Annotated in this window: 22 protein-coding genes; 14 read left to right on the plus strand and 8 right to left on the minus strand. The window is 36.6% G+C overall.

Annotation, left to right across the window (positions count from 1 at the left end; all coding sequences use genetic code 11):
- Positions 1-82 precede the first annotated feature (82 nt).
- Entirely contained in the window at positions 83-1,246 is a 1,164-nt protein-coding gene (locus tag AC13DP_RS05065; protein WP_347405789.1) for a FecR family protein, read from the minus strand.
- A 114-nt stretch (positions 1,247-1,360) separates the two neighbouring features.
- On the opposite strand from AC13DP_RS05065, the gene AC13DP_RS05070 reads away from it, so the two are divergent.
- The gene (locus AC13DP_RS05070) at positions 1,361-1,927 is read left to right on the plus strand and encodes an RNA polymerase sigma factor (protein ID WP_483067402.1); all 567 of its coding nucleotides are present in this window, start codon (positions 1,361-1,363) and stop codon (positions 1,925-1,927) included.
- 51 nt (positions 1,928-1,978) lie between these two features.
- On the opposite strand, the gene AC13DP_RS05075 is transcribed toward AC13DP_RS05070, so the two are convergent.
- The 3 genes from AC13DP_RS05075 to AC13DP_RS05085 form a co-directional block, all read right to left on the minus strand.
- A complete protein-coding gene (locus AC13DP_RS05075; RefSeq protein WP_347405787.1) occupies positions 1,979-2,749 on the minus strand; it encodes an alpha/beta fold hydrolase in 771 nt (256 codons plus the stop codon).
- A 67-nt stretch (positions 2,750-2,816) separates the two neighbouring features.
- Positions 2,817-4,115, minus strand: a complete 1,299-nt coding sequence (locus AC13DP_RS05080) for an aminopeptidase P family protein (protein ID WP_228250793.1) — start codon at positions 4,113-4,115, stop codon at positions 2,817-2,819.
- 240 nt (positions 4,116-4,355) lie between these two features.
- Positions 4,356-5,120, minus strand: coding sequence for an SDR family NAD(P)-dependent oxidoreductase (locus AC13DP_RS05085; RefSeq protein ID WP_347405786.1), 765 nt, complete (start codon positions 5,118-5,120; stop codon positions 4,356-4,358).
- Positions 5,121-5,408: 288 nt separating this feature from the next.
- On the opposite strand from AC13DP_RS05085, the gene asnB reads away from it, so the two are divergent.
- The 9 genes from asnB (at position 5,409) to AC13DP_RS05130 (ending at position 15,506) form a co-directional block, all read left to right on the plus strand.
- Positions 5,409-7,091 carry an asparagine synthase B gene (gene asnB / locus AC13DP_RS05090; RefSeq protein ID WP_347405785.1) on the plus strand — a complete coding sequence of 561 codons (1,683 nt, stop codon included), beginning with the start codon at positions 5,409-5,411 and terminating at the stop codon, positions 7,089-7,091.
- Positions 7,092-7,419: 328 nt separating this feature from the next.
- Positions 7,420-8,082 carry a succinate dehydrogenase cytochrome b subunit gene (locus AC13DP_RS05095; protein WP_013069744.1) on the plus strand — a complete coding sequence of 221 codons (663 nt, stop codon included), beginning with the start codon at positions 7,420-7,422 and terminating at the stop codon, positions 8,080-8,082.
- A 12-nt stretch (positions 8,083-8,094) separates the two neighbouring features.
- Complete coding sequence (locus AC13DP_RS05100) at positions 8,095-10,098, plus strand: fumarate reductase/succinate dehydrogenase flavoprotein subunit (RefSeq protein WP_483067403.1); 2,004 nt, start codon at positions 8,095-8,097, stop codon at positions 10,096-10,098.
- A gap of 75 nt (positions 10,099-10,173) precedes the next feature.
- Complete coding sequence (locus AC13DP_RS05105; protein WP_041578485.1) at positions 10,174-10,920, plus strand: succinate dehydrogenase/fumarate reductase iron-sulfur subunit; 747 nt, start codon at positions 10,174-10,176, stop codon at positions 10,918-10,920.
- 189 nt (positions 10,921-11,109) lie between these two features.
- Positions 11,110-11,565: a protease complex subunit PrcB family protein gene (locus tag AC13DP_RS05110; protein ID WP_339811457.1), complete on the plus strand. Its 456-nt coding sequence runs from the start codon at positions 11,110-11,112 to the stop codon at positions 11,563-11,565.
- Positions 11,566-11,569: 4 nt separating this feature from the next.
- The gene (gene pdeM / locus AC13DP_RS05115; protein ID WP_013069748.1) at positions 11,570-12,199 is read left to right on the plus strand and encodes a ligase-associated DNA damage response endonuclease PdeM; all 630 of its coding nucleotides are present in this window, start codon (positions 11,570-11,572) and stop codon (positions 12,197-12,199) included.
- 230 nt (positions 12,200-12,429) lie between these two features.
- Positions 12,430-12,777, plus strand: a complete 348-nt coding sequence (locus AC13DP_RS05120; protein WP_483067404.1) for a HopJ type III effector protein — start codon at positions 12,430-12,432, stop codon at positions 12,775-12,777.
- A 165-nt stretch (positions 12,778-12,942) separates the two neighbouring features.
- Complete coding sequence (gene recJ / locus AC13DP_RS05125; RefSeq protein WP_483067409.1) at positions 12,943-14,646, plus strand: single-stranded-DNA-specific exonuclease RecJ; 1,704 nt, start codon at positions 12,943-12,945, stop codon at positions 14,644-14,646.
- Between the two features lie 497 nt (positions 14,647-15,143).
- Positions 15,144-15,506, plus strand: coding sequence for a hypothetical protein (locus tag AC13DP_RS05130; RefSeq protein WP_347405782.1), 363 nt, complete (start codon positions 15,144-15,146; stop codon positions 15,504-15,506).
- Between the two features lie 107 nt (positions 15,507-15,613).
- Here the strand turns inward: AC13DP_RS05130 and AC13DP_RS05135 are convergent, their stop codons facing one another.
- On the minus strand, positions 15,614-16,072 hold the full coding sequence (locus AC13DP_RS05135; protein ID WP_347405781.1) for a hypothetical protein: 459 nt from the start codon (positions 16,070-16,072) through the stop codon (positions 15,614-15,616).
- 458 nt (positions 16,073-16,530) lie between these two features.
- Between AC13DP_RS05135 and AC13DP_RS05140 the strand changes: the two genes are divergently transcribed.
- From AC13DP_RS05140 to AC13DP_RS05155, 4 genes are read left to right on the plus strand one after another with little or no spacing between them, the layout of a single operon-like run.
- Positions 16,531-17,193 (plus strand): metal-dependent transcriptional regulator, encoded by a 663-nt coding sequence (locus tag AC13DP_RS05140; protein WP_013069754.1) that lies wholly within the window; start codon positions 16,531-16,533, stop codon positions 17,191-17,193.
- The gene (locus tag AC13DP_RS05145) at positions 17,186-19,078 is read left to right on the plus strand and encodes an Nramp family divalent metal transporter (protein ID WP_483067405.1); all 1,893 of its coding nucleotides are present in this window, start codon (positions 17,186-17,188) and stop codon (positions 19,076-19,078) included. Before AC13DP_RS05140 ends, AC13DP_RS05145 begins: the two co-directional genes overlap by 8 nt.
- Positions 19,079-19,092: 14 nt before the next feature.
- Positions 19,093-19,914 (plus strand): ZIP family metal transporter, encoded by an 822-nt coding sequence (locus AC13DP_RS05150; protein ID WP_041578490.1) that lies wholly within the window; start codon positions 19,093-19,095, stop codon positions 19,912-19,914.
- Between the two features lie 51 nt (positions 19,915-19,965).
- Positions 19,966-20,373, plus strand: coding sequence for a hypothetical protein (locus AC13DP_RS05155; protein WP_483067406.1), 408 nt, complete (start codon positions 19,966-19,968; stop codon positions 20,371-20,373).
- Here AC13DP_RS05155 and AC13DP_RS05160 read toward each other — a convergent pair.
- Genes AC13DP_RS05160 through AC13DP_RS05170 form a run of 3 tightly spaced genes read right to left on the minus strand, consistent with a single transcriptional unit; the run spans position 20,370 to position 22,888 of the window.
- Positions 20,370-20,522 carry a hypothetical protein gene (locus tag AC13DP_RS05160; protein ID WP_347405778.1) on the minus strand — a complete coding sequence of 51 codons (153 nt, stop codon included), beginning with the start codon at positions 20,520-20,522 and terminating at the stop codon, positions 20,370-20,372. The two genes, AC13DP_RS05155 and AC13DP_RS05160, sit on opposite strands and share 4 nt — an antisense overlap.
- 36 nt (positions 20,523-20,558) lie before the next feature.
- On the minus strand, positions 20,559-22,661 hold the full coding sequence (feoB, locus tag AC13DP_RS05165; protein WP_347405777.1) for a ferrous iron transport protein B: 2,103 nt from the start codon (positions 22,659-22,661) through the stop codon (positions 20,559-20,561).
- The gene (locus AC13DP_RS05170) at positions 22,658-22,888 is read right to left on the minus strand and encodes a FeoA family protein (protein ID WP_013069760.1); all 231 of its coding nucleotides are present in this window, start codon (positions 22,886-22,888) and stop codon (positions 22,658-22,660) included. The genes feoB and AC13DP_RS05170 overlap by 4 nt, the downstream gene beginning before the upstream one ends.
- Between the last annotated feature and the right edge of the window lie 5 nt (positions 22,889-22,893).

Here is a 22,893-nt window from a genome sequence, read left to right on the forward strand (position 1 = left end):
GTTATAATTATCTAATATTTATGTATGGGAGAGACGAAGTTGAGTGCATCGCCAAATGTTTGACTTCGTTCTCTTTCTTCTATTATTCTATTTCTATTTCACTGTTTTTGATTTTATAGTTTTTTATTATTCCTGAATTTTTTAACTGTAGCAGAATGCTTTCTATTTCCTGATCTTTACTTAGGATGCCTATAAATTGTTCGTTTTTTGTTTGCTCATTAGAAAAAATAAATTTCACATCATACCATCTTGATAATACTTTCATGATGTCGCCAAGCGGTTTGTTGTCGAAACTAAAAATTCCATCTTTCCACGAGATTTCATTGTAAATATCAATCGTTTTCGTAAGGATAACTTTGTTTTTCAAATTATATATGGCCTGCTGTCCAGGAGACAGGATCTTCTCGTGATCTTCGTATTTAAATGATATTTTTCCTTCTACCAGGGTGGTAAATATTTGTTGTTCTTCGTTATATGCTTTGATATTAAACTGGGTGCCTAATACCTGAATTTCCTTTCCTTTATTGTAGACCCTAAAATCGGCTCCATTGTTTTTAGAAGATGACGAAACATCAAAATAAGCTTCTCCATACACGAGTTCAACCTTTCGTGATTCTCCTTTTTTAAATTTCTCTGGATATTTTAAACGGCTATCTGAATTAAGCCAAACTTTAGTTCCGTCTGATAGTTTGATCATAAATTTCCCTCCTCTGGGAACAGTTAAATAATGATAATTTGTGGTATTAGAGCTATGTTTATCATTGTCAAAATATTCAAGTGTACTTCCGTTACTACCAAACTTTTCAGATGTATATACTTCTTGCTCTCCTAATTGTATTTCAGATCCGTCACCAAGGGTTAAAATGGCTTTGTCTGTGCCTGCTTTTATCTCTTCTGTAGCAGATTGGGATAGCTCGTTTGTAAATAAATTTTCTTTAAATGTATATCCTCCAATCAGGCTTATTATGGTGACTATAGCCGCCGCATACTTTATAAAATAGTGGCGCTTTTTTTTGTAGTCTAAGGTTTTACGCTTTTTGATGGACGATAATAACCGGTGTACCGCACGATCTGTATTTGGTTCGTAAATGTTATACTGGATAGCATAATAATCCTCGATAAAAGTTTGTAACTGTTTTTGATTTGAAGGTTTTTCTACCCATTTAGACAGCATCGTTAGCTCATCGGCAGAAGCGGTGCCGGTGATATATCTAATTATGGCTTTTTCAATAGTTTTGGTCATCATCTAAAAGGGTATTTGTAATAAATACAATTGAATTTTATAAAACCCTTGTTTAATTTTAAAATTTATTTAGCATTTATTAAATTTAAGTCAGTTTTTTTGACTATTATAGAATTTATGTATAAGGATAATCATGATCTTATAGAACGCCTGAAAAACGGTGAAGATTCGGCATATTCGTATTTATTACAATTATACCATAGGCAATTATTTGTGTACGTGGTGACATTAACAAGGGATCGTGATTTGGCGGAAGATATCATTCAGAATGTATTTCTGAAGCTCTGGGAGTATAGAAGTCGGCTTAACCCAAATTATTCAATTAAAAATTTTCTGTATAGAAGCAGTTATAATGAGTTTGTCAATAATTATAATAAAAATAAAGTAATTACTTACTTTGATAAAGTGTTTTTAGAGAACGCAGAGCAGGTTGCAATGAATAGTGATTTCGAGCTTCTTGAAAGAAAAATGGAAATTGTTTTTGAAGGAGTTTCATTATTACCGGATAAATGCGCAGAAGTTTTTATACTAAGTAAAAGGGAAGGGCTCACTAATATTGAAATTGCTGATTATCTCAATATTTCTTTAAAAACAGTAGAAGGACATTTAACCAAGGCCTATTCAATTTTAAGAGAACGATTAGGTACTAAAATAGAAAGCTTTCTACTCTTATTATTCCAATGATAGTTAGGTGATGATCTACTTTAGACAAGGATTACCATATATTCCCCGTTGTTATGCCTTTGATTTAAGGAAATGCAGTAGCTGATCCCTATTTTTGATAAAAGACAAGTGTCCATCGGGAAATTCTATGATTTCAGCATTCGTTTTTTTGGCGATTTGTAAAGTATTTGCTACCTCCAATACCGGGTCCTGCATGCCAACAACAATAAATTTTTCTCCTTTAAATTCTTTAAATATTTCAGTGCTATCCATTCTGTTTTTCATACCTAATGTGGCAGCAATAATACCTTCTAACGACATTTTTTGTGCTTCACTTTTAAGAATCTCGATTTCGGACTTAAATTTTTTGTTGTTTTCAGAAGTTAAGAGATTGGAAATGGCCATACTCACAAAAGCCGATTTATTTTTTGATACTAAACCGGCAACACGTTCCCTGTTTTCTTTTTTCTCTGGAGTATCTTCAGCCGGAGTAGAATTGATAAGACTAATTTTGGTTATTTTTTCAGGGTATTTTTTTAAAAGAGCCATGATGACATAACCGCCCATAGAATGACCGGCAAAATTCGCTTTTTCGATTTCCAAATAATTAAGAACCTCAATTACGCTATCAGCCATATCTTCCATAGAATGAATAGGTGCAATATTTCCTGTTTCTCCATGTCCCAAAAGATCGATTGTAATTACCTGGCGTTCTTTCGAAAGTAATTCCAAATAGTCTCTCCAAATTTCCTTGCTTTCTAAAAATCCATGTAAAAGCACTAATGGTTCATTTTTTCCCTTTGTTATAAACTTTATTTGTGTATTTTTATACGGTATTTTCATAAGCATTACATTATAAAAGGCCGCAAAATTGAATTAATTTTCAAATTCTGTGGCCTTTTTGTAATTTTTAAGAGTTCATAATCTCCTCAATCTCATCTGCTTCAATAGGAATATTACGCATTAGATTAAAAGGTTCCCCTTTTTCCTGAATTACCACATCATCTTCTAATCGAATCCCAAATCCTTCGTCTGGTAGATAAATTCCCGGTTCAACTGTAAAAACCTGATTGGCTTTCATCGGTTCAGTAAGGATACCGTAATCATGCGTGTCTAGACCAATATTATGAGCGGTGCCGTGCATAAAGTATTTTTTATAGGCCGGCCAGTCGGGATTTTCATTTTGTACATCGGCTTTATCCAGTAAACCAAGATCCAGTAGTTCTGAAGTCATTAGTTTCCCAACTTCCTTATGAAATTCGTCCCACATCGTACCAGGGATCAACCATTTTGTAGCTTCGGTTTTAACTTTATTAACAGCGTTATAAATTTGCTTCTGTCTATCGGTAAATCTTCCTGAAACCGGGATCGATCTGGTCATGTCGCTAGAATAGTTGGCATACTCGGCACCCGTATCTAATAAAATAAGGTCGCCAGCTTTACATTGTTGATTATTTTCAGTGTAATGTAGAACGTTGGCATTATTTCCGCTCGCGATAATTGGAGTGTACGCAAAACCTTTAGAGCGGTTTCTTATCATTTCGTGCCAGTATTCTGCTTCAATTTCGTATTCCCATACGCCAGGTTTCGTGAATTTAAGCGCTCTTCTAAAAGCTTTCTCGGTAATATCGCAGGCTTGCTGCATTAAATCCAGCTCTATGGGATCTTTAACAGCACGTAACCTTTGTAAGATAGGATTGCTTTTGGCAACCTGATGCGCCGGGTATTTTTCTTTACACCACTTTATAAAGCGATCGTCACGGGTTTCTGTCTGGATGCTTCCCTGAACACGATAATGCTCATTTTTATTAAAATAAATAGTCTCAGACTGTGCCATAACTTCAAAAAAGATTTTCTCGAAATCCTGTAGCCAGTAGACCGTTTTGATACCGCTTACTTCAAAAGCTTTTTCTTTGGTAAGTTTTTCGCCTTCCCAAACAGCTATATGCGGATTGGTTTCGGTTAAGAAAAGTATTTCCCGGTGTTCTGGTTTTGGAGCATCCGGGAATAAAACTAAAATTGCTTCCTCCTGATCCACTCCGCTTAGATAGAATAAATCTCGATTTTGCTGAAATGGCATGGTACTATCGGCCCCAATCGGGAACACGTCATTAGCATTAAAAACAGCTAATCCCCCGGGAACCATGCGTTCCATAAAGTTTTTTCGGTTTTTAATAAAAAGTTTGCGGTCTATTTGATCGTATTTCATAACTGTAATTTCAAAATTATCCCCCAAAGCTAAAAAACAGCGATTAGAATGCCTGTTAATCCAAGGCTAATATTTCTTTTTTTCAAGTGCCTAAAGCAGTTTCTGTTCCTGTTTTCGAGTTCATTAAAATTTGTATTTATGATGTGGATAATATTCTTCTTCGATTTATGTAAACTGGATAAAATATAAAAGGAATCCGTTTTATGGATTCCTTTTATATAAAAAAACATTTAAAAATGCTTAAGCTTTCATTCCGCCATCGATTACAAATGTTTGGCCGTTGGCATAAGAGGCTTTATCAGAAAATAGGAAGCAAACCATATGCGATATATCTTCAGGTGTGGCGTATCTTCCTAGCGGAATGGTAGCTTCGTAAGCTTTTTTTACATCGTCTCCATGTCCTGGATTTACGCCATCTTCAAGAGAACGCATCATACGATTATCTACAGAGCCGGGATTTACGCAGTTTACACGCACATTTCTTTTTCCCAATTCTAAAGCGGCAGTTCGCATGATTCCTATAACCGCATGTTTGGATGTGATGTAGGAAACCATTTTAGGAGAGCCTTGTAAACCAGCTACTGAAGATGTAATTACGATACTACCGCCATCTTCAATTTTCGGGATTACATGCTTCATTCCTAAGTAAGTGCCTTTTACATTAACCTCCATCACTTTATCAAAAATGTCATCTGGGTACTCCTCTAAAGGTGCCACTTTACCTTCTATACCGGCATTATTAAAGAAATAATCAATTTTACCATAACGCTCAATACAGGTGTCTACATAATTTTTTACATCCTCTGGTTTACTTACATCGGCGACAACGTAAGAAATATTTAAATTCTCTTTTTTTGCGGCCGATTCTTTTTCTTTTAAAGATTCTTCATCGATATCAACTAATAATACATTCGCACCTTTTTCTGCTATTTCTAATGCGGTAGTATAACCAATGCTTCCGGAACCGCCCGTGATTATTGCAGTTTTATCTTTGAAATTACTCATAATATTGAATTTTACCCTAAAATTACGATTATTGCTTCATTTTGAATCTTAAATAAATATTATAAATGTGTTATTAATTCTTGCACTTTTAGAATAAGCTTGAGATGTGGGATATAAGGAATTTTACTGCTGAAAAAAAATCACTATATTTATACTTCAGAATTTTTATTATTTAATCATATTTCAATTAATTGGTTGATAATTGTAATCGAAATAGGTGTTGTGACTTTTTTAATGAAATGATTAATCGATATTTGTTTCAACTTTAATACTTAAAATTTTAAAACTGTGTGTGGAATTGTTTGTGCGTTCGATTTAAAAGAGAAGTCTGATGATTTAAGACCTCAATTATTAGAAATGGCCAGATGTTTAAGACATCGTGGTCCGGACTGGAGTGGGATTTACAGTAATGATAATGCGATTTTGGCGCATGAGCGTCTAGCTATTGTCGACCCAATTTCAGGAGGACAGCCTTTATTATCTAAAGATGGTAATTTAGTACTTGCCGCTAATGGCGAAATATATAATCATAAGAAATTAAGAGAGCAGTGCCAAGATTACGAATTTCAAACAGCATCAGACTGTGAAGTTATCCTGGCTTTGTATAAGCAAAAGGGAGCAAGATTCCTTGACGATCTAAACGGAATTTTTGGTTTTGCTATTTATGATGTAGAAAACGATGAATATCTAATTGCCCGGGACCATATGGGTATTATACCGCTATATATTGGTTGGGATCAAAACGGTACTTTTTACGTGGCATCAGAGCTTAAGGCCCTGGAAGGAAAATGTACAAAAATTGAATTGTTTCCTCCGGGTCACTACCTATCCAGTAAGGAAGAAGGCTTCCAGAAATGGTACGAGCGTGACTGGATGGAATATGATGCGGTTAAGGATAATCATACCAGTATTGAAGAGCTAAGAGAGGCTTTAGAGAAAGCGGTTCACCGTCAGTTAATGAGTGATGTTCCTTATGGGGTATTACTTTCTGGAGGCCTGGATTCTTCAATAACTTCAGCAGTAGCTAAAAAGTATTCAGAAAAAAGAATTGAAAGTGACGATAAAGACGCCGCATGGTGGCCAAGATTGCATTCTTTTGCCATTGGTTTAGAAGGTTCTCCAGATCTTGCAGCAGCGCAAAAAGTAGCTGATCATTTGGATACCGTGCATCACGAAATTAAATTTACCATTCAGGAAGGTTTAGATGCTATAAAAGACGTGATCTATCATTTAGAGACGTATGATGTGACCACGATCAGAGCTTCAACTCCTATGTACTTAATGGCAAGGACTATCAAATCTTTAGGAATTAAAATGGTACTTTCTGGAGAAGGATCTGATGAGCTTTTTGGAGGATATCTTTATTTTCATAAAGCACCTAATGCAAAAGAGTTTCATGAAGAAACCGTACGTAAATTGGATAAATTACATCAGTACGATTGTTTAAGAGCGAACAAATCACTTTGTGCCTGGGGAATAGAAGGTCGGGTGCCATTCTTAGATAAAGAATTTATGGATGTGGCCATGCGAATTAATCCACAGGATAAAATGATCAATGGAGAACGTATCGAGAAATGGGTGCTTAGAAAGGCTTTTGAAGATTATTTGCCAGAGAGCGTGACCTGGAGACAAAAAGAACAGTTTTCTGATGGTGTTGGGTATAGTTGGATTGATACCTTGAAAGAACTGGTAAACGCTGAAGTTACAGACGAACAACTTAAAAACTCTCATTTTAAGTTCCCAATTCAGCCACCATCAAGTAAAGAAGAATACTATTACAGAACGATATTTTCACAGCATTTCCCAAGTGATGCTGCCGCATTATCTGTTCCTTCAGTACCTTCAGTGGCATGTAGTACTCCAACCGCTTTAGAATGGGACGAATCATTTAAGAACATGAACGATCCATCTGGTAGAGCAGTAGCAAATGTACATTCAGATGCTTATAAAAAAGAGTTAATCGAAGGCTAATCCTAAATTAAATTAAAAGAAAAAAGCTATCTAAAATACGCTATTTTAGATAGCTTTTTTTATGTTATCTTTAATCTATACAGTTTTATAAATTGTACAATTTCAATCGTTTGAAATATTCTTTTGATATTATGGTTTTTATCTTTTAGCTATTGTGAAAACTGATGGTGTTGCTATTTTGATCTAAAATTCAGCAACTTTTAGGATTAAACAAAATTATGGCTTACTTAAACTTGTTCTAAATAGCCCTATAAAGAAGCACTAAAGTTTGTCCGTAAATGAATTGGAGTGTATTTTTGCTCTTAAAATTCTATAAATAATCAAACCAATGGGTGGATTTTTAAAATCATCTATCGCAAAGAAAGTTGCGATGGCCTTGTCGGGACTGTTCCTGGTCTTATTTTTACTTCAACACTTTACAATAAATTTCACTTCTGTTTTTAGTGAGGACTTATTTAATGAACTTTCCCATTTTATGGGAACAAATTTCTTGGTACAGTCCATTCTTCAACCAGTATTGATATTTGGGGTGATATTTCATTTTGTAATGGGGTTTGTTCTTGAAGCTAAGAACCGCGGCGCTAGAAATGTAAAATATGTTAAGTACAATGGTGGTGCGAACTCTAGCTGGATGTCCAGAAATATGATTTATTCTGGATTAGTAGTATTGGCCTTTTTAGTGCTTCATTTTTATGATTTTTGGGTGCCAGAACTCGTGCATAAATATGTAGAATCTCACCCAGAGGATGCATCAAGATATTATGGGGAGTTGGTGGCTAAATTTCAGGATCCAATACGAGTGGCGGCCTATTGCCTGTCTTTTGTTTTCCTTAGTTTGCACTTGCTTCATGGGTTTTCTTCGTCTTTCCAGTCTATGGGTTGGAATAATAAGTATGCTAAAGGAGTAAGAGGCCTTACAGTGGCTTATGCTATAATTATTCCGCTTGGATTTATTTTTATAGCATTGTTTCACTATATCAATAACCTTTAATTCGCAAGATTTATGTCAGTTTTAGAATCAAAGATACCAGAAGGGCCGCTTAAAGATAAGTGGACTAAACATAAAAATGATATTAACCTGGTAAACCCTGCCAACAAGCGTAATATCGATATTATCGTTGTAGGTACAGGTCTTGCAGGTGGAGCAGCAGCTGCAACCCTTGCCGAATTGGGTTATAATGTAAAGACGTTTTGCTATCAGGATTCTCCAAGACGTGCACACTCTATTGCTGCACAGGGAGGTATAAATGCATCAAAAAATTATCAGGGAGATGGTGACTCAGATTATCGTCTTTTTTATGATACCGTAAAAGGTGGGGATTACCGCTCTAGAGAAGCGAATGTTTACCGTCTTGCAGAGGTATCAGGAAATATTATCGACCAGTGTGTTGCACAAGGTGTTCCTTTTGCACGTGAATATGGTGGTTATTTAGATAACCGTTCTTTTGGTGGAGTTTTGGTTTCCAGAACTTTTTACGCAAAAGGGCAAACTGGTCAGCAATTATTATTAGGAGCATATTCTGCAATGAACCGCCAGATAAATCGTGGTAAGATTCAGTCTTTTAACCGCCACGAAATGATGGATCTTGTTTTAGTAGATGGTAAAGCAAGAGGAATTATTGCCAGAGATATGGTTACGGGTGAGTTAGAGAGACACTCTGGTCACGCCGTAGTTTTAGCTTCTGGAGGTTACGGTAACGTATTTTTCCTTTCAACAAATGCAATGGGAAGTAACGTGATGGCAGCATGGAGAGCACACCGTAGAGGAGCTTACTTTGCTAACCCTTGTTATACGCAAATTCACCCAACGTGTATTCCTGTTACGGGAGATCATCAGTCTAAATTAACTTTGATGTCTGAATCTTTACGTAACGATGGTCGTATTTGGGTTCCGAAGAAAAAAGAAGATGCAATTGCGATTAGAGAAGGGAAGAAAAAGCCTACCGAACTTTCTGAAGAAGAAAGAGATTATTACTTAGAAAGAAGATATCCTTCATTTGGTAACCTTGTACCTCGTGATGTAGCCTCCAGAGCCGCAAAAGAACGTTGTGATGCAGGGTTTGGAGTAAACAAAACCGGGCAGGCAGTATACCTTGACTTTGCGAGTGCAATTAAGCGCTACGGAAAAGAAGCTGCTTTCACATCGGGACATAAGAATCCATCTGAAGCTGAAATTATAAAATTAGGTAAAGAAGTTGTAGAATCTAAATACGGTAACCTTTTCCAGATGTACGAAAAGATCACCGATCAAAATCCTTACGAAACTCCAATGATGATCTATCCTGCGGTTCACTATACTATGGGAGGTCTTTGGGTAGATTATAATTTACAGACAACTATTCCTGGATGTTATGCTGCCGGAGAAGCCAACTTCTCTGATCACGGTGCTAACAGGTTAGGAGCTTCTGCTTTAATGCAGGGACTTGCAGATGGTTATTTTGTATTACCATATACAATTGGAGATTATCTTTCTAAAGATATTAGAACAGGAAAGATCCCAACAGATTCTCCAGAGTTCGAAGCAACCGAGAAAGAAGTGAAAGACAAGATCGATCGCTTGATGAACGCTGGCGGAAAACACTCTGTAGATACTTATCATAAGAAATTAGGTAAGATCATGTGGGAGAAGTGTGGTATGGCTCGTAACGAGAAGGGTCTTAAAGAAGCTATCGAAGAAATTAAAGCATTAAGGGAAGATTTCTGGCAGAATGTTAAAGTTACCGGTACAGCAGAGAGCAAGAATGCGGAATTGGAAAAAGCAGGCCGTGTGGCAGATTTTCTGGAATTAGGAGAGCTTTTTGCAAAAGATGCATTACATAGAAATGAGTCCTGTGGAGGTCACTTTAGAGAGGAATATCAAACTGAAGATGGGGAAGCTTTAAGGGATGATGAAAACTTTAAATATGTAGCTGCCTGGGAGTATAAAGGACAACCTAGTGATGCAGTCCTTCATAAAGAAGAGCTGATCTTTAAAAATATAGAATTAAAAACAAGAAGTTATAAATAGATGCAAGTGTTGAGATATGAGCTGTTACAAATTAGCGACTCAAGACTCAATACTCAATACTAAAATCTAAAGAATATGAAACTTACATTAAAAATATGGCGACAAGAAAACGCTAAGTCTAAGGGGAAGATGGTATCTTATCCTATTGACGGTATTGAAGGAGATATGTCTTTTCTGGAAATGCTGGACGTTTTAAATGAAGAACTTGTTGCTAAAGGGGAAGATCCGGTAGAATTTGATCACGATTGTCGTGAGGGCATCTGCGGTGCTTGTTCTTTACAAATTAACGGAGAGCCTCACGGTCCAGATAAGTTAATTACAACCTGCCAGTTACACATGCGTTCTTTTAAAGATGGTGATACCATCGTTATTGAACCATTTAGAGCTAATGCCTTTCCTGTAGTAAAGGATTTAATCGTTGATAGAAGTTCTTTTGATCGTATTCAGCAGGCTGGGGGTTATGTTTCTATAAATACTTCAGGAAATACTATTGATGCTAACAGTATTCCGGTAAATAAACATGATGCTGATGATTCATTCGCAGCAGCAACCTGTATTGGTTGTGGAGCCTGTGTTGCAGCTTGTAAAAATGCAAGTGCGATGTTATTCACTTCAGCAAAAGTATCTCAGTATGCCTTACTTCCACAAGGACAGGTAGAAGCTACAGACCGTGTAATGAACATGGTTCGCCAGATGGATGCAGAAGGTTTTGGAAACTGTACTAATACTGGTGCTTGTGAGATCGAATGTCCTAAAGGAATCTCTTTAGAAAACATAGCTCGTATGAACCGAGAATATCTATCTGCAAGTACAAAAGGATAAGAAAACTCAATTTTATAAATTAAAATCCCAAATTCATCAAATTGAGTTTGGGATTTTTTCGTTACAATGAGCGGTGTAAAATAATTACTATAAAACGAAGACCGATTTAATCTCTAACGTAAAAAGCGTGTTAACGCAATTACTATTAACTACCCAAATTTCTATCTTCGCCTATTAAAACAAATTCCTATGAAGAACTTAGTTTATTGCTGTATAGTCATGTTGATGTTCAGTTGTAATTCAGCTCAAAATTCAGAAAATATGAATCCCACTCTAATTGCCGAGGGTAATCTGTATGGAAATGGTAATGATGGCTTAGTGGAAAATAATATGGTACTTAAAAACCAAACAGAATGGAAAGAAGTAGCTGCTAAACTGAATAAGCTTAATGCTAATATCAAAGAAGATCAGATAAAGGCTGTTGATTTCAAAAAGCAAATGGTCATCGTCTTAATCGATCAACAACGCACAAAAGGAGGATATGCTATTAAAATTTCAGGTGTCAAAAATAAAGAAGAATCGGTAGTAATAAACCTACGGAAATCACAAACGGAAGGCATGGCCACAATGGTAATGACACAGCCCTATTATGTGGGAACCATCCCAAAAACCGATAAAGAAATCGAATTTGAAGAAGTGAAATAGTTCATTGAAAATTAATATTCAACATAATCATTTTCAGTTAGCATGTAGTGGTGTTTCCTATTGGGAAGAGCAAAAGACGCTACTAGTGGCCGATGTGCATTTAGGAAAGATTTCGCATTTTCGAAAGTATGGCAGTGCGGTACCGCAAACGGCGGTTCAGACCAACTTTGATCGTCTAGATCAAGCAGTAGTACAATTTCAACCATTAAAAATCATCTTTTTAGGAGACTTGTTTCATAGCGCTTTAAATGCAGAATGGAATTTGTTTGAAAACTGGTTTCAAAATCAAAAAGCTGAGGTTATTTTGATTGCGGGAAATCACGATATTATTGCTCCGTGGCATTACGAAAAATTAGGTGTGAAAGTCTTTCAGGAGTTACACATTGATGATTTCCGTTTAACGCATCACCCCGAAGAAAAACAGGGTAGCTTTAATATTTGTGGACATATTCATCCGGGATATCGATTGGTGGGTTTGGCCAAACAGCATCTAAAACTGAAATGCTTTTTTAGAAGTAGAAACCAACTTATTTTACCTGCTTTTGGTGAGTTTACGGGTGCTTTTTTAATGAAACCTGAAGCAGAAGACCAGGTTTTTGTATGTGCAAAAGCTGAAGTGATTCGGGTGAATTAAGCCCATGTATTTTATCACAAATAAACTTTAGCCCGAACTAATGTAAGCTTATGTGTTTCTTGCCAGAATCTGGCTGGCTTACTGCCATTAGGTAAACTCTATTAGATAAGCTTGTTAAATAGGTACGACTTAAACTTTAAATGCTAAGCTATGAGGATCGATGTGTATTCTCCAGATTGGATTGATTATAGAACGGTATAAATGAGCTTATCAAACTTAAAAGTATAACAATGGATTTATTAAAATATTTAGAACAGGTGGCGTCCGATCCAAAATCCGCTGATTTTAAGCAAACAATAGATTTAATTGATGAATACTATCAATTTTCACCAGCCTCTTTTAAAAACGGACAGATTTATAATGAAGCCGGCAACAACAACGGTAGCTGTAAAATATTTGCTCTCGGCTTACTTAAAGGACTAAGTAAAGAAACAACATTGGCACTTTTTGGGGAGCATTATTTTGATGGAGTTTTAAAAGATCCTGAAGGCGATAGTCATCAGAATATTCGTAACTTTATGAACACCGGATGGAGCGGTATCGCTTTTGATACCGAAGCTTTACAACCTGTAAAGTAATTTCTTTTTGTATTTTTATGCCCTCATTAGCGCACTATCCTTCAATCGGTGTAGCGATTGGACATACCCGAAAGATGTTGGGAAAAGATGAGATAATTGAAGTATAAATTTTATTTCCTGAATAATCCTTTTCAGGAAACTTTTTTTGAACAGAAGATACATGCTATGAACAGCCGCTGGACTATAAAACCTAACCCTAACCCAGACATTGTAAATTCTTTAATGCAATCTCTTGGAGTAGGCAAGCCTATTGCCCGGCTTTTAGCCCAACGTGGTATCAATAGCTTCGAGGAAGCAAAGAAATTCTTTAGACCAAATCTCAAAGACCTTCATGATCCATACTTAATGCGGGATATGGATAAAGCGGTAGCCAGAATTGAAATGGCACTCGCTGAAGAAGAGAACATCATGGTGTACGGTGATTATGATGTAGACGGAACCACCAGCGTAGCACTAATGTCTTCGTACTTAAAAACGCGATATCCAAATGTAGCTACCTATATTCCAGATCGCTATAACGAGGGCTACGGGGTTTCCTATCAGGGAATCGATTTTGCTGCCGATAACGATATTAGTTTAATTATAGCGTTAGATTGCGGAATTAAAGCCATCGATAAAGTCGCCTATGCCAGGGAAAAAGGTATTGATTTTGTGATTTGCGATCACCACCGTCCGGGTGAGAAAATTCCTCAAGCGGCTGCAGTACTAGATCCTAAACGGGAAGATTGTGAATACCCTTATAAAGAATTGTGTGGATGCGGAGTTGGTTTTAAGCTCATACAGGCTTTGGCAGAAAAACGTGGGGATAGTATACAGGTATTATTACCTTATTTGGATTTGGTGGCTACTGCAATTGGTGCTGATATTGTACCCATTACTGGAGAAAACCGCATTTTAGCCTATCATGGTTTGCACGTGATTAATGTGGCGCCAAGACAAGGCTTTAAAGCGATATTGAGTCAGCTTAAAAAGGAAACTATCACCATTACAGATGTGGTTTTTGTGATCGCCCCGCGAATAAATGCTGCCGGAAGGATGAAACATGGTTTGTATGCCGTCGAGCTACTTACTGAAGAAAATGAAGCACAAGCACAGCAATTTGCTTCTGAAATAGAATATCATAATTCCCATAGAAAAGATACGGATAAATCAATTACCGCTGAGGCTTTAGTACAAATTGAAGAGTTAGAGGAGCAAGAACGTTTAAGTACCGTTGTTTATGCCGATCACTGGCATAAAGGAGTTATTGGGATTGTGGCAAGTAGACTTACAGAAACCTATTATCGCCCAACATTGGTTTTTACCAAAAGTGGAGATAAGCTGGCAGCATCGGCAAGATCAGTAAAAGGTTTTGACGTTTATAATGCTTTAGAGGCTTGCCAGGAGCATATCGAGCAGTTTGGAGGCCATATGTATGCAGCGGGACTAACCATTAAGGAAGAAGAATATGATAATTTTAAACGAAAGTTTGAAGAAGTGGTTGCTGAGACCATCGATAGAAAACTACTGACTCCTGAAATTAGTATCGATGCCGAAATTGAATTAGATGAAATTACTCCTAAATTTTGGCGAATCTTAAAGCAATTTGCGCCGTTTGGCCCGGGCAATATGTCTCCTCTTTTTATGTCTCGAAATTTAACCGATTCTGGATTTGGGAAATGCGTAGGTAATGAACATACTCATTTAAAATGTAAGGTTAGCCAGCTTAACAATACAGCTTCTTTTGATGTAATTGGTTTTAATCTGGGAGAAAAACTGGAACTTATCCAAAATAAAAAATCCTTTAGCGCTGTATATGCTGTAGATGAAAACGAATGGAACGGGAATGTTTCTTTGCAGTTAAAACTTAAGGATCTCAAGGAAGTTTAAATTAGACGGCTGTGCCTTTATAGCCTTTATAGATTGGAAAAGAAAGAGAGAAGAGCATTTAGTTTTATTTTGAATGCTGAATGTTGATGAGGAAACCGGAGTATAATTTTCAATTTTGAAATGTGATTATGTATTGATTTGATAATTGAAAAGGCTCTTCGAGTTCTGGAGTAATCTATTTTAATTCTTTTCCAGGTCATTTTAACTGAAAGTCAGTGAAATAGATGAATATTTTTATTATGCAAATGGGATGTATCCACTTGGCCTGTCGGTGAGAGAATCACTGTCTAAATTAATTTCGTTGTTTAGATTTGTTTGTTTTTGGTATAATTGATTTCTTAAGTAAGACAGTGGCTGATTACCTTTACACTTCAAAATCTTAAATACAGTAATTTCGATTTTAAATGCTGGAAGGCGCAACTACTAAAACCTCATCTATTTAGACTGGTTTTAAATAATATTCTTATCTTTGGTGTAAACCTACTTAAAAGAGAAGTATGGAAGATGTAGATGTTATTTATCACAACGATACCGGGATTTCTTTTAAATGGAAAAATGGGATCGGCAATACAGATAAAAATCGGGTGCAACTGGTGTTTAAAGATATGGGGTTCTATTTGTTACCTGAGGAAGTAATGTTGTTTTCAGAAAACATTCGAGTAGCAAGACGTCGTAATCCCCAGTGTTTTCGTTGTTTAAGTTCAGATGTGTGTGAGCGTAATATTTTGTTGAAATCACCACTTCAAAAAATGGATTTTGCAGTTAATGCTTTCGAATTAAATGAAATCTGTGATCTTGTTGAAGGGACAATCTTTAAATTGCAGCTTAATTATTATCTGGAGTATGTCGCTAAGAATTAGAAATTAGTGTCGATCGCTGCAATTTTAAATAATGGAGGTGAGAGCATTTGTTTCTTCTAAATATTATAATGATACCTCAAGTTTTAAGGGCTGTAATGTAAGATAGTCTACTGGTGTTGTCTACTCTTAGAGGTTTTTAAGACTAAATAAGTCTGACTTAAAGCACCAGCCATTCCTGGCTCACTTTCTTCGAAGTTTATAATAATTTTGTTATTTCTTTTAAAGATCTGGTTAATGGTAATTTGGGAACAGCAGGAATTAAAGAATTCGCCAATTACAATGATTAAATTATTATTAGTAAAATCGAACGATATGTTTCTTAATGTCTTCGCGCGATCAGGATTTACTCTTTCGATAGTTGGAATAAAGGCTAACCAATCTTCCTGACTTGTAAAAACCTGATATTGCTTAGGTATTTTTTCTTCTTCGTAATAACTTAGTTGGCTTTCCAGTAATACTTCATATGAGATTTTTTCGATTACTACCTCAGCATCATCAGTAGAGCAACTCATAAATAAACTCATAGAAAATAATAATATAGTAGTGGTTAATTTGTAAACAGGCATACTATTCTTTTTATGAAGATACCAAAATCAACTTCAGGTTGCTTTCTAGGTTGTTAAACTTTAAATACATGGAATTTTTTAAGACATTTTTTATGATGGATGTATTTCTTAAATATGATTACGCTGTAAGGCCTATTGCAGTGGAGCTAAAATAAGATACCCAAACTCTTATCGCTCTCTATGAGTTTTTAATCTTTTTTTAATGCACTACAAACTGCTTGGAAAAACCTTCATGAATACAATCGTTGTACTACCAAAACTTATCACTGTAGGTAAAGCACATTTTATAGAGATATGTATAGATTAATCCCACCTTTTTGAAGCTCAAGTAAAGAACAAGAATGATAATTACATGGCTTTATTTTAGTTATATTTAATTGATTCTTAATAAATTTAGATAAGGCTAAAAATTTGTTTTAAAAATAAAAAATGTATTTTTGTGTGTAATAAAATAGGAAATGACGCTTTCAGAAGAGAATTATCTAAAATCAATATATCATTTAGAGAAGAAATATACCCGGGGTGTAAGTACAAATGCACTGGCAGAGGAAATGGAAACCAAGGCATCCTCGGTTACTGATATGATCAAGAAACTTTCAGAAAAAGAACTGGTGAACTACAAGAAGTATCAGGGAGTAAAACTGAGTGAGAAAGGTAATGCGATTGCTGTACAAATTATTAGGAAGCATCGTTTATGGGAGTATTTTTTGGTAGAAAAGCTTGATTTTAATTGGGATGAGGTACATGATATTGCTGAGCAGTTGGAACATATAAAATCTGATGAATTAATCGCTAAACTTGATAAATTCCTGGATTATCCTAAACGTGATCCTCATGGTGACCCTATTCCCGATGCCGAAGGTAATTTTGCAAATTTAGAGAAAAAAATTCTGGCAGAATTTGACAAAGGAGAGCATGGAGTTTGTGTAGGTGTTAAGGATTCTTCAGCAGCATTTCTGCAATATTTAGATCGAAATAAAATCAAATTGGGAAAATCGATTAGCATTTTAGAGAAGGAACAATTTGATGGTTCGATGATCCTGAAAATGAATAATAAAGAACTTACAATTTCTAAAGTCGCTGCTAATAATATTTATTTAAAACCGGTAGAAGTTGAGTGATAGAAATGAACATAAATCACTTGAAGAGGTTCATGGTTCAGTAAATACTTCGGGAAAAAAATCCCTTTGGAAGCGTATATTGGCGTTTTTAGGTCCGGCTTATTTAATTAGTGTCGGCTATATGGATCCCGGTAACTGGGCTACAGATCTTGCCGGTGGTAGCCAGTTTGGCTATTCTTTGCTTTGGGTACTTTTAATGTCTAATATTATGGCTTTACTCTTACAAAGTTTAAGTACCCGGCTTGGTGTTGTTCGTGGGATGGATTTGGCACAAGCTTCACGGGAAGAATACCCCCCTTTTGTGAATTTTATGCTTTATATTTTTGCTGAAATTGCCATTGCAGCCTGTGACCTTGCTGAGGTGGTTGGGATGGCGATTGGGTTACAGTTATTGTTTGGGCTTCCGTTACTTTGGGGAGTATCCATTACCGTTTTTGATAGCTTTTTACTCTTATTCTTACTAAATAAGGGAATGCGAAAAATGGAAGCCTTTATCGTAGCACTTATCGCAATAATAGGAGGATCTTTTTTACTCGAATTATTTTTGGCAAAGCCTGATATACCTGAGGTTTTAGGAGGCTTTGTACCATCGATTCCCAATAACGACGGACTTTATATCGCGATAGGGATTATTGGAGCTACGGTGATGCCACATAACCTTTATCTACATTCTTCCCTGGTGCAAACGCGTAAGATTGAAAAGACAAAAAAAGGTATTCTACAGGCACTTCGTTTTAATTTTATCGATTCTTTCATTGCCTTAAATCTGGCTTTTTTCGTAAACGCTGCAATTTTGATCCTCGCCGCTTCGGTTTTTTTTAAAAACGGAATGTTTGAAGTTGCAGAAATTCAGGATGCGCATAAATTACTGGAACCGCTTTTAGGTTCTTCTTTAGCCCCTATTCTGTTTGCGCTGGCTTTAATCGAAGCAGGGCAAAGTAGTACGCTTACCGGTACTTTAGCCGGACAAATTGTAATGGAAGGTTATCTAAATCTAAGGATACAGCCCTGGGTGCGCCGCTTAATCACAAGATTGTTAGCTATAGTTCCTGCATTTTTTACTATAATTTATTTTGGGGAGCGCGCTACAGGAGAACTTTTAATTCTTAGCCAGGTGGTATTAAGCTTGCAGCTTGGTTTCGCAATCATCCCACTTATTCATTTTGTAAGCGATGAAAAGACCATGAATGGCTTTCATATAAAATGGCCGCTTATTATCGCTTCCTGGATAATTAGTCTTGTGATAGTATTATTAAATGCGAAGCTTGTTTTTGATGAATTGAAAAGTTGGATAACTTCGGTTGAAGATGCCACTTATATCTGGGTTTTTATAGTGCCTATAACCATAGCCGTCGTATTACTATTGGTTTTTATTTCATTATGGCCATTATTTAAAGAAAAGCTGGGTCGTGGCTGGATCACTAATCATGCGCCACATAAAAATCCACAAACTATTGAAGTGATTGCAGAGAAGAACTTTAAGCATATTGCGATCGCTATCGATTTTTCAGGATCTGATAAAAAAAGTATTTCAGCGGCTCTTCAAATTGGAGGGAAAAATGCAAAATATACTCTTTTGCACACCGTAGAAACTCCTGGGGCTTTTATTTATGGAACACAAATAAAAGACTATGAAACCGATAAAGATCGGGAGTTTCTAAAAAATTATAAGAGCCAGTTAGAGGCTTTGGGATATCATACAGATATAAACCTTAGTTTTGGAAATCCCAAAAAAGCCATTCCTAAATTATTGAATTCTGCAGAAGCGAATTTCGATTTACTGGTGATGGGGCGGCACGGGCACAAAATGATTAAAGATATCCTATTGGGAACAACGGTAGATGTAGTGAGGCATCGGGTAGAGATTCCTATTTTTATTACTTAACTTACTAAATAATGATGAACCAAATAATAGCTTATTTTGAAACTTTAGACCCTGTTTTAGCCGCTTTTTATGCCACGCTTTTTACCTGGGGATTAACCGCTCTTGGAGCTAGTCTGGTGTTTTTCTTTAAGAAAATGAACCGAATGCTTTTTGATGGAATGCTGGGGTTTACAGGTGGAGTTATGGTTGCGGCCAGTTTTTGGAGTTTGCTGGCGCCCGGTATCGAAATGAGCCCGGGTGAAGGGTTTGAAAAAACCATCCCTGCGGTAGTAGGTTTTGGTTTAGGGGCACTTTTTATCTTTGGCCTGGACAAAATATTGCCACATTTACATGTGAATTTTAACACTACTGAAAAAGAAGGGATAAAAACCCCGTGGCACAAATCCATATTACTGGTTTTAGCAATTACTTTACATAATATTCCTGAAGGGCTGGCGGTAGGAGTATTATTTGGCGGTGCAGCAGCCGGATTTGAAGGCGCCAGTATAGCCGGTGCCGTGGCTTTAGCCATTGGAATTGGTCTACAAAACTTTCCTGAAGGATTTGCAGTGGCGATGCCTTTAAGAGGGCAGGGGTTTAGCCGACGAAAAAGTTTTAATTACGGGCAGCTTTCTGCAATTGTAGAACCCGTTGCAGCTGTACTTGGTGCTTGGGCGGTAATGACATTTCAGCCTATTTTACCCTATGCACTGTCTTTCGCAGCAGGTGCAATGATTTTTGTAGTAGTTGAAGAAGTGGTACCCGAATCCCAGCAAAGTAAATATACCGATGTAAGTACTTTAGGCTTTATTGGCGGTTTTATGGTAATGATGACCTTAGATGTTGGTCTTGGGTAAAAACGAATGCAACATTGCTTCAAAAATATCGTCTTTTAGAAAAAGGTGACGATGAAGAAGATTATACTTATTTTAATTTTGTTAGTTAATGGAGTAAGCCTGTCTGCACAAACCGAGGTGGCCAGGCTTCAATCTTTTTTAAAAGTAGGTGAACAGTTAGATTGCGGAAATTATAGCATTTTGTTTAAAAAAGTCATTTCAGATTCCAGATGTCCCAAAAGTGTAACCTGTGTATGGGCAGGAACGGCTGAAGTTTTACTTGAAATTAGAAAAGCAGATGAAGTGTATGAGGAATATCGTATAGAAATTGGGAGCTTCATAGATGTTTATTTTCAATTGCCACAATTAGCCAATATCCATTTAAAATTACTTGGGTTGGCTCCATATCCTGAAACTCCCCAAAAAATCAAACAATCTGAATATAAGGTTACGATTCAGTTAGAAGTATTGCTTGATTAATGACTGCAACCACAGTCACTCATTCCGCAGGCTTTCTCTTTTGGTGCTTTCTTTTTAAGAAATGCCGGTTTCCACACAAATTTGGTGATGAGGTATCCTACCGCAGTTAGAAAAGTGATAAAAACTAAAATATGCTGTATAAGTTCCATAATATTTAAGTCGAAATTCTATAAAATTCTTACGTATTAATTTAAGACCTGAAATGCAATTAAAGCAACCACATAAGCAAAAACACTCATAATCACTAATTGCAATACTGGCCATTTCCAGCTATTGGTTTCTTTTTTTACAATTGCCAGGGTACTCATGCACTGCATAGCAAAGGCATAGAAAAGTAACAAGCTTACACCGCTGGCCAGGGTAAATAGCGGGCCGCCAAGTATAGGGTTGGTTTCTGCCGCCATTCTGTTTTTAATGGTTTCTTCTTCATCGCTACCCACGCTATAAATCGTTGCCAACGTACCCACAAAAACCTCACGAGCCGCAAAAGAGCTAATGATTGCGATACCAATCTTCCAGTCATAGCCCAAAGGCGCTACGACCGGTTCGATACCACGTCCCATAATCCCAATGTATGAATGTTTCAGTTTATAACTGGCGATTTCCTGTTCTATTTCTTCAGTAGGGATGTTTTGTTCGATGTAATTGCTACGAATTATTTCTTCGGCATTATTAAAATCATTTCCGGGACCGTAACTTGCCAGAACCCAAAGGATAATAGAAATAGCAAGGATAATCTTCCCGGCACCAAATACAAAAGATTTTGTTTTTTCAACCACGTTAATTCCAATGTTTTTAAGCAGTGGAACTTTATAGTTGGGCATTTCAATCACAAAATAGCTTTTGCTCTTAATCTTTAAGATTCCGTTTAAAATCCAGGCCGAAAAAATAGCAGTTCCAAAACCAAGCAGGTAAAGAAACATGAGCATTAATCCCTGTAGGTTGAATCCTAAAAATGTTTCATCTGGGATTACTAAGGCAATGATAATAAGATAAACCGGTAATCTGGCCGAACAGGTTGTAAAGGGTACTACTAAAATGGTGATTAAGCGCTCTTTCCAGTTTTCGATATTTCTAGTTGCCATTACCGCAGGGATCGCACAGGCAGTTCCTGAAACCAAAGGCACTACACTTTTTCCGCTAAGTCCAAAGCGACGCATAATTCGATCCATTAAAAAAACAACCCTGCTCATATAACCGGTTTCTTCCAGAATGGAAATAAACAGGAATAAAAATGCGATCTGCGGAATAAAAATTACGATGCCCCCCAAGCCTGGTATAATTCCTTCGGCAATTAAACTGGTAAAGACACCCTCGGGTAAATTTGCTTTGGTAAACTCGCTTAAAGAGGCAAAGGTGCTATCAATTAGGTCCATAGGGTAGCTGGACCAATCATAAATCGCCTGAAAAATTAATAATAAGATGGCAAAGAAAATGACATAACCCCAAACTTTATGGGTTAAAACCCTGTCTAATCTTGATCTTAAATCTTTGGCGGCATTGCTGTCTACACGTAGCGTTTCTTTTAAAACCCCGTTGATAAACTGGTAGCGATGAATGGTTTCTTTTTGCTGAAGTCTTTTAAGCTCTGATGATGATTTGGTATTGAAACCAGAAGTTTTATCAATTTCATTCCGATTTATATTACCAAAGTTTACATCCTGAGTAATAACCAGCCAAAGTTTATAAATAGACTGTTTTGGAAAAGCTTTTCTTAAATTCCCAAAATAATCGGGGTCAATAACCGAAGCATTTACGCAGGGCTCTGTAGAGATATTTCGGGAATTAATTATTAATTCTTTTAGCTTATCGATCCCTGTACGCTTTCTTGCGCTAACCAGGGCAATCTTTGTTTTTAAACGTTCTTCCAGAATATCGATGTCCAAAGAAATACCTTTGCGTTCCATACGATCGGCCATGTTGATAACCAGTATTGTAGGGATTCCAAGATCTTTTATTTGGGTAAAAAGTAAAAGGTTTCTTTTAAGGTTTTCGACATCGCTTACTACAACGGCAACATCGGGAAAATCTTTATCATTTTTGTTCAATAATAACTCAATAACCACATTTTCATCCAGAGAAGAAGCGTTTAGGCTATAAGTGCCGGGAAGGTCGATAATATGAGCTTTTAATCCACGAGGAAGCTTACAAATACCTTCTTTTTTTTCTACCGTGATTCCTGGATAGTTCCCTACTTTTTGGTTTAATCCTGTGAGTTGATTAAATACTGAAGTTTTACCGGTATTGGGATTTCCAATTAGCGCTACGTTGATCTGTTTGCCCGTCATTTGATAAGCTCTATTTCGATTTGTAAAGCAGTTTCTTTCCTGATGGCTAAATGGCTTCCGTTGATGTTAAGGTACATAGGATCTTTAAAAGGAGCGGTTTGTACCAATTCTACTTCGTTACCAGGTAAACACCCCATCTCTAATAGTTTTAGTGGTACATTATCTGCGGAAAATTCTTTGATAATCCCGCGTTCGCCTCGCTTTAAATGAGCAACTGTAACCTTCACGTTTA

The sequence above is a fragment of the Zunongwangia sp. L-65 genome (assembly GCF_056859415.1).

Coding starts and splice junctions, on each gene's coding strand:
- AC13DP_RS05155 (WP_483067406.1), top strand. CDS start 19,966: ATGAAGAAGATTATACTTATTTTAATTTTGTTAGTTAATGGAGTAAGC.
- AC13DP_RS05120 (WP_483067404.1), top strand. CDS start 12,430: ATGGATTTATTAAAATATTTAGAACAGGTGGCGTCCGATCCAAAATCC.
- AC13DP_RS05080 (WP_228250793.1), bottom strand. CDS start 4,115: ATGAAATACGATCAAATAGACCGCAAACTTTTTATTAAAAACCGAAAA.
- AC13DP_RS05105 (WP_041578485.1), top strand. CDS start 10,174: ATGAAACTTACATTAAAAATATGGCGACAAGAAAACGCTAAGTCTAAG.
- AC13DP_RS05075 (WP_347405787.1), bottom strand. CDS start 2,749: ATGAAAATACCGTATAAAAATACACAAATAAAGTTTATAACAAAGGGA.
- AC13DP_RS05110 (WP_339811457.1), top strand. CDS start 11,110: ATGAAGAACTTAGTTTATTGCTGTATAGTCATGTTGATGTTCAGTTGT.
- AC13DP_RS05095 (WP_013069744.1), top strand. CDS start 7,420: ATGGGTGGATTTTTAAAATCATCTATCGCAAAGAAAGTTGCGATGGCC.
- feoB (WP_347405777.1), bottom strand. CDS start 22,661: ATGACGGGCAAACAGATCAACGTAGCGCTAATTGGAAATCCCAATACC.
- AC13DP_RS05130 (WP_347405782.1), top strand. CDS start 15,144: ATGGAAGATGTAGATGTTATTTATCACAACGATACCGGGATTTCTTTT.
- AC13DP_RS05100 (WP_483067403.1), top strand. CDS start 8,095: ATGTCAGTTTTAGAATCAAAGATACCAGAAGGGCCGCTTAAAGATAAG.
- AC13DP_RS05065 (WP_347405789.1), bottom strand. CDS start 1,246: ATGATGACCAAAACTATTGAAAAAGCCATAATTAGATATATCACCGGC.
- AC13DP_RS05150 (WP_041578490.1), top strand. CDS start 19,093: ATGAACCAAATAATAGCTTATTTTGAAACTTTAGACCCTGTTTTAGCC.
- recJ (WP_483067409.1), top strand. CDS start 12,943: ATGAACAGCCGCTGGACTATAAAACCTAACCCTAACCCAGACATTGTA.
- AC13DP_RS05070 (WP_483067402.1), top strand. CDS start 1,361: ATGTATAAGGATAATCATGATCTTATAGAACGCCTGAAAAACGGTGAA.
- AC13DP_RS05135 (WP_347405781.1), bottom strand. CDS start 16,072: ATGCCTGTTTACAAATTAACCACTACTATATTATTATTTTCTATGAGT.
- AC13DP_RS05160 (WP_347405778.1), bottom strand. CDS start 20,522: ATGGAACTTATACAGCATATTTTAGTTTTTATCACTTTTCTAACTGCG.
- AC13DP_RS05085 (WP_347405786.1), bottom strand. CDS start 5,120: ATGAGTAATTTCAAAGATAAAACTGCAATAATCACGGGCGGTTCCGGA.
- AC13DP_RS05140 (WP_013069754.1), top strand. CDS start 16,531: ATGACGCTTTCAGAAGAGAATTATCTAAAATCAATATATCATTTAGAG.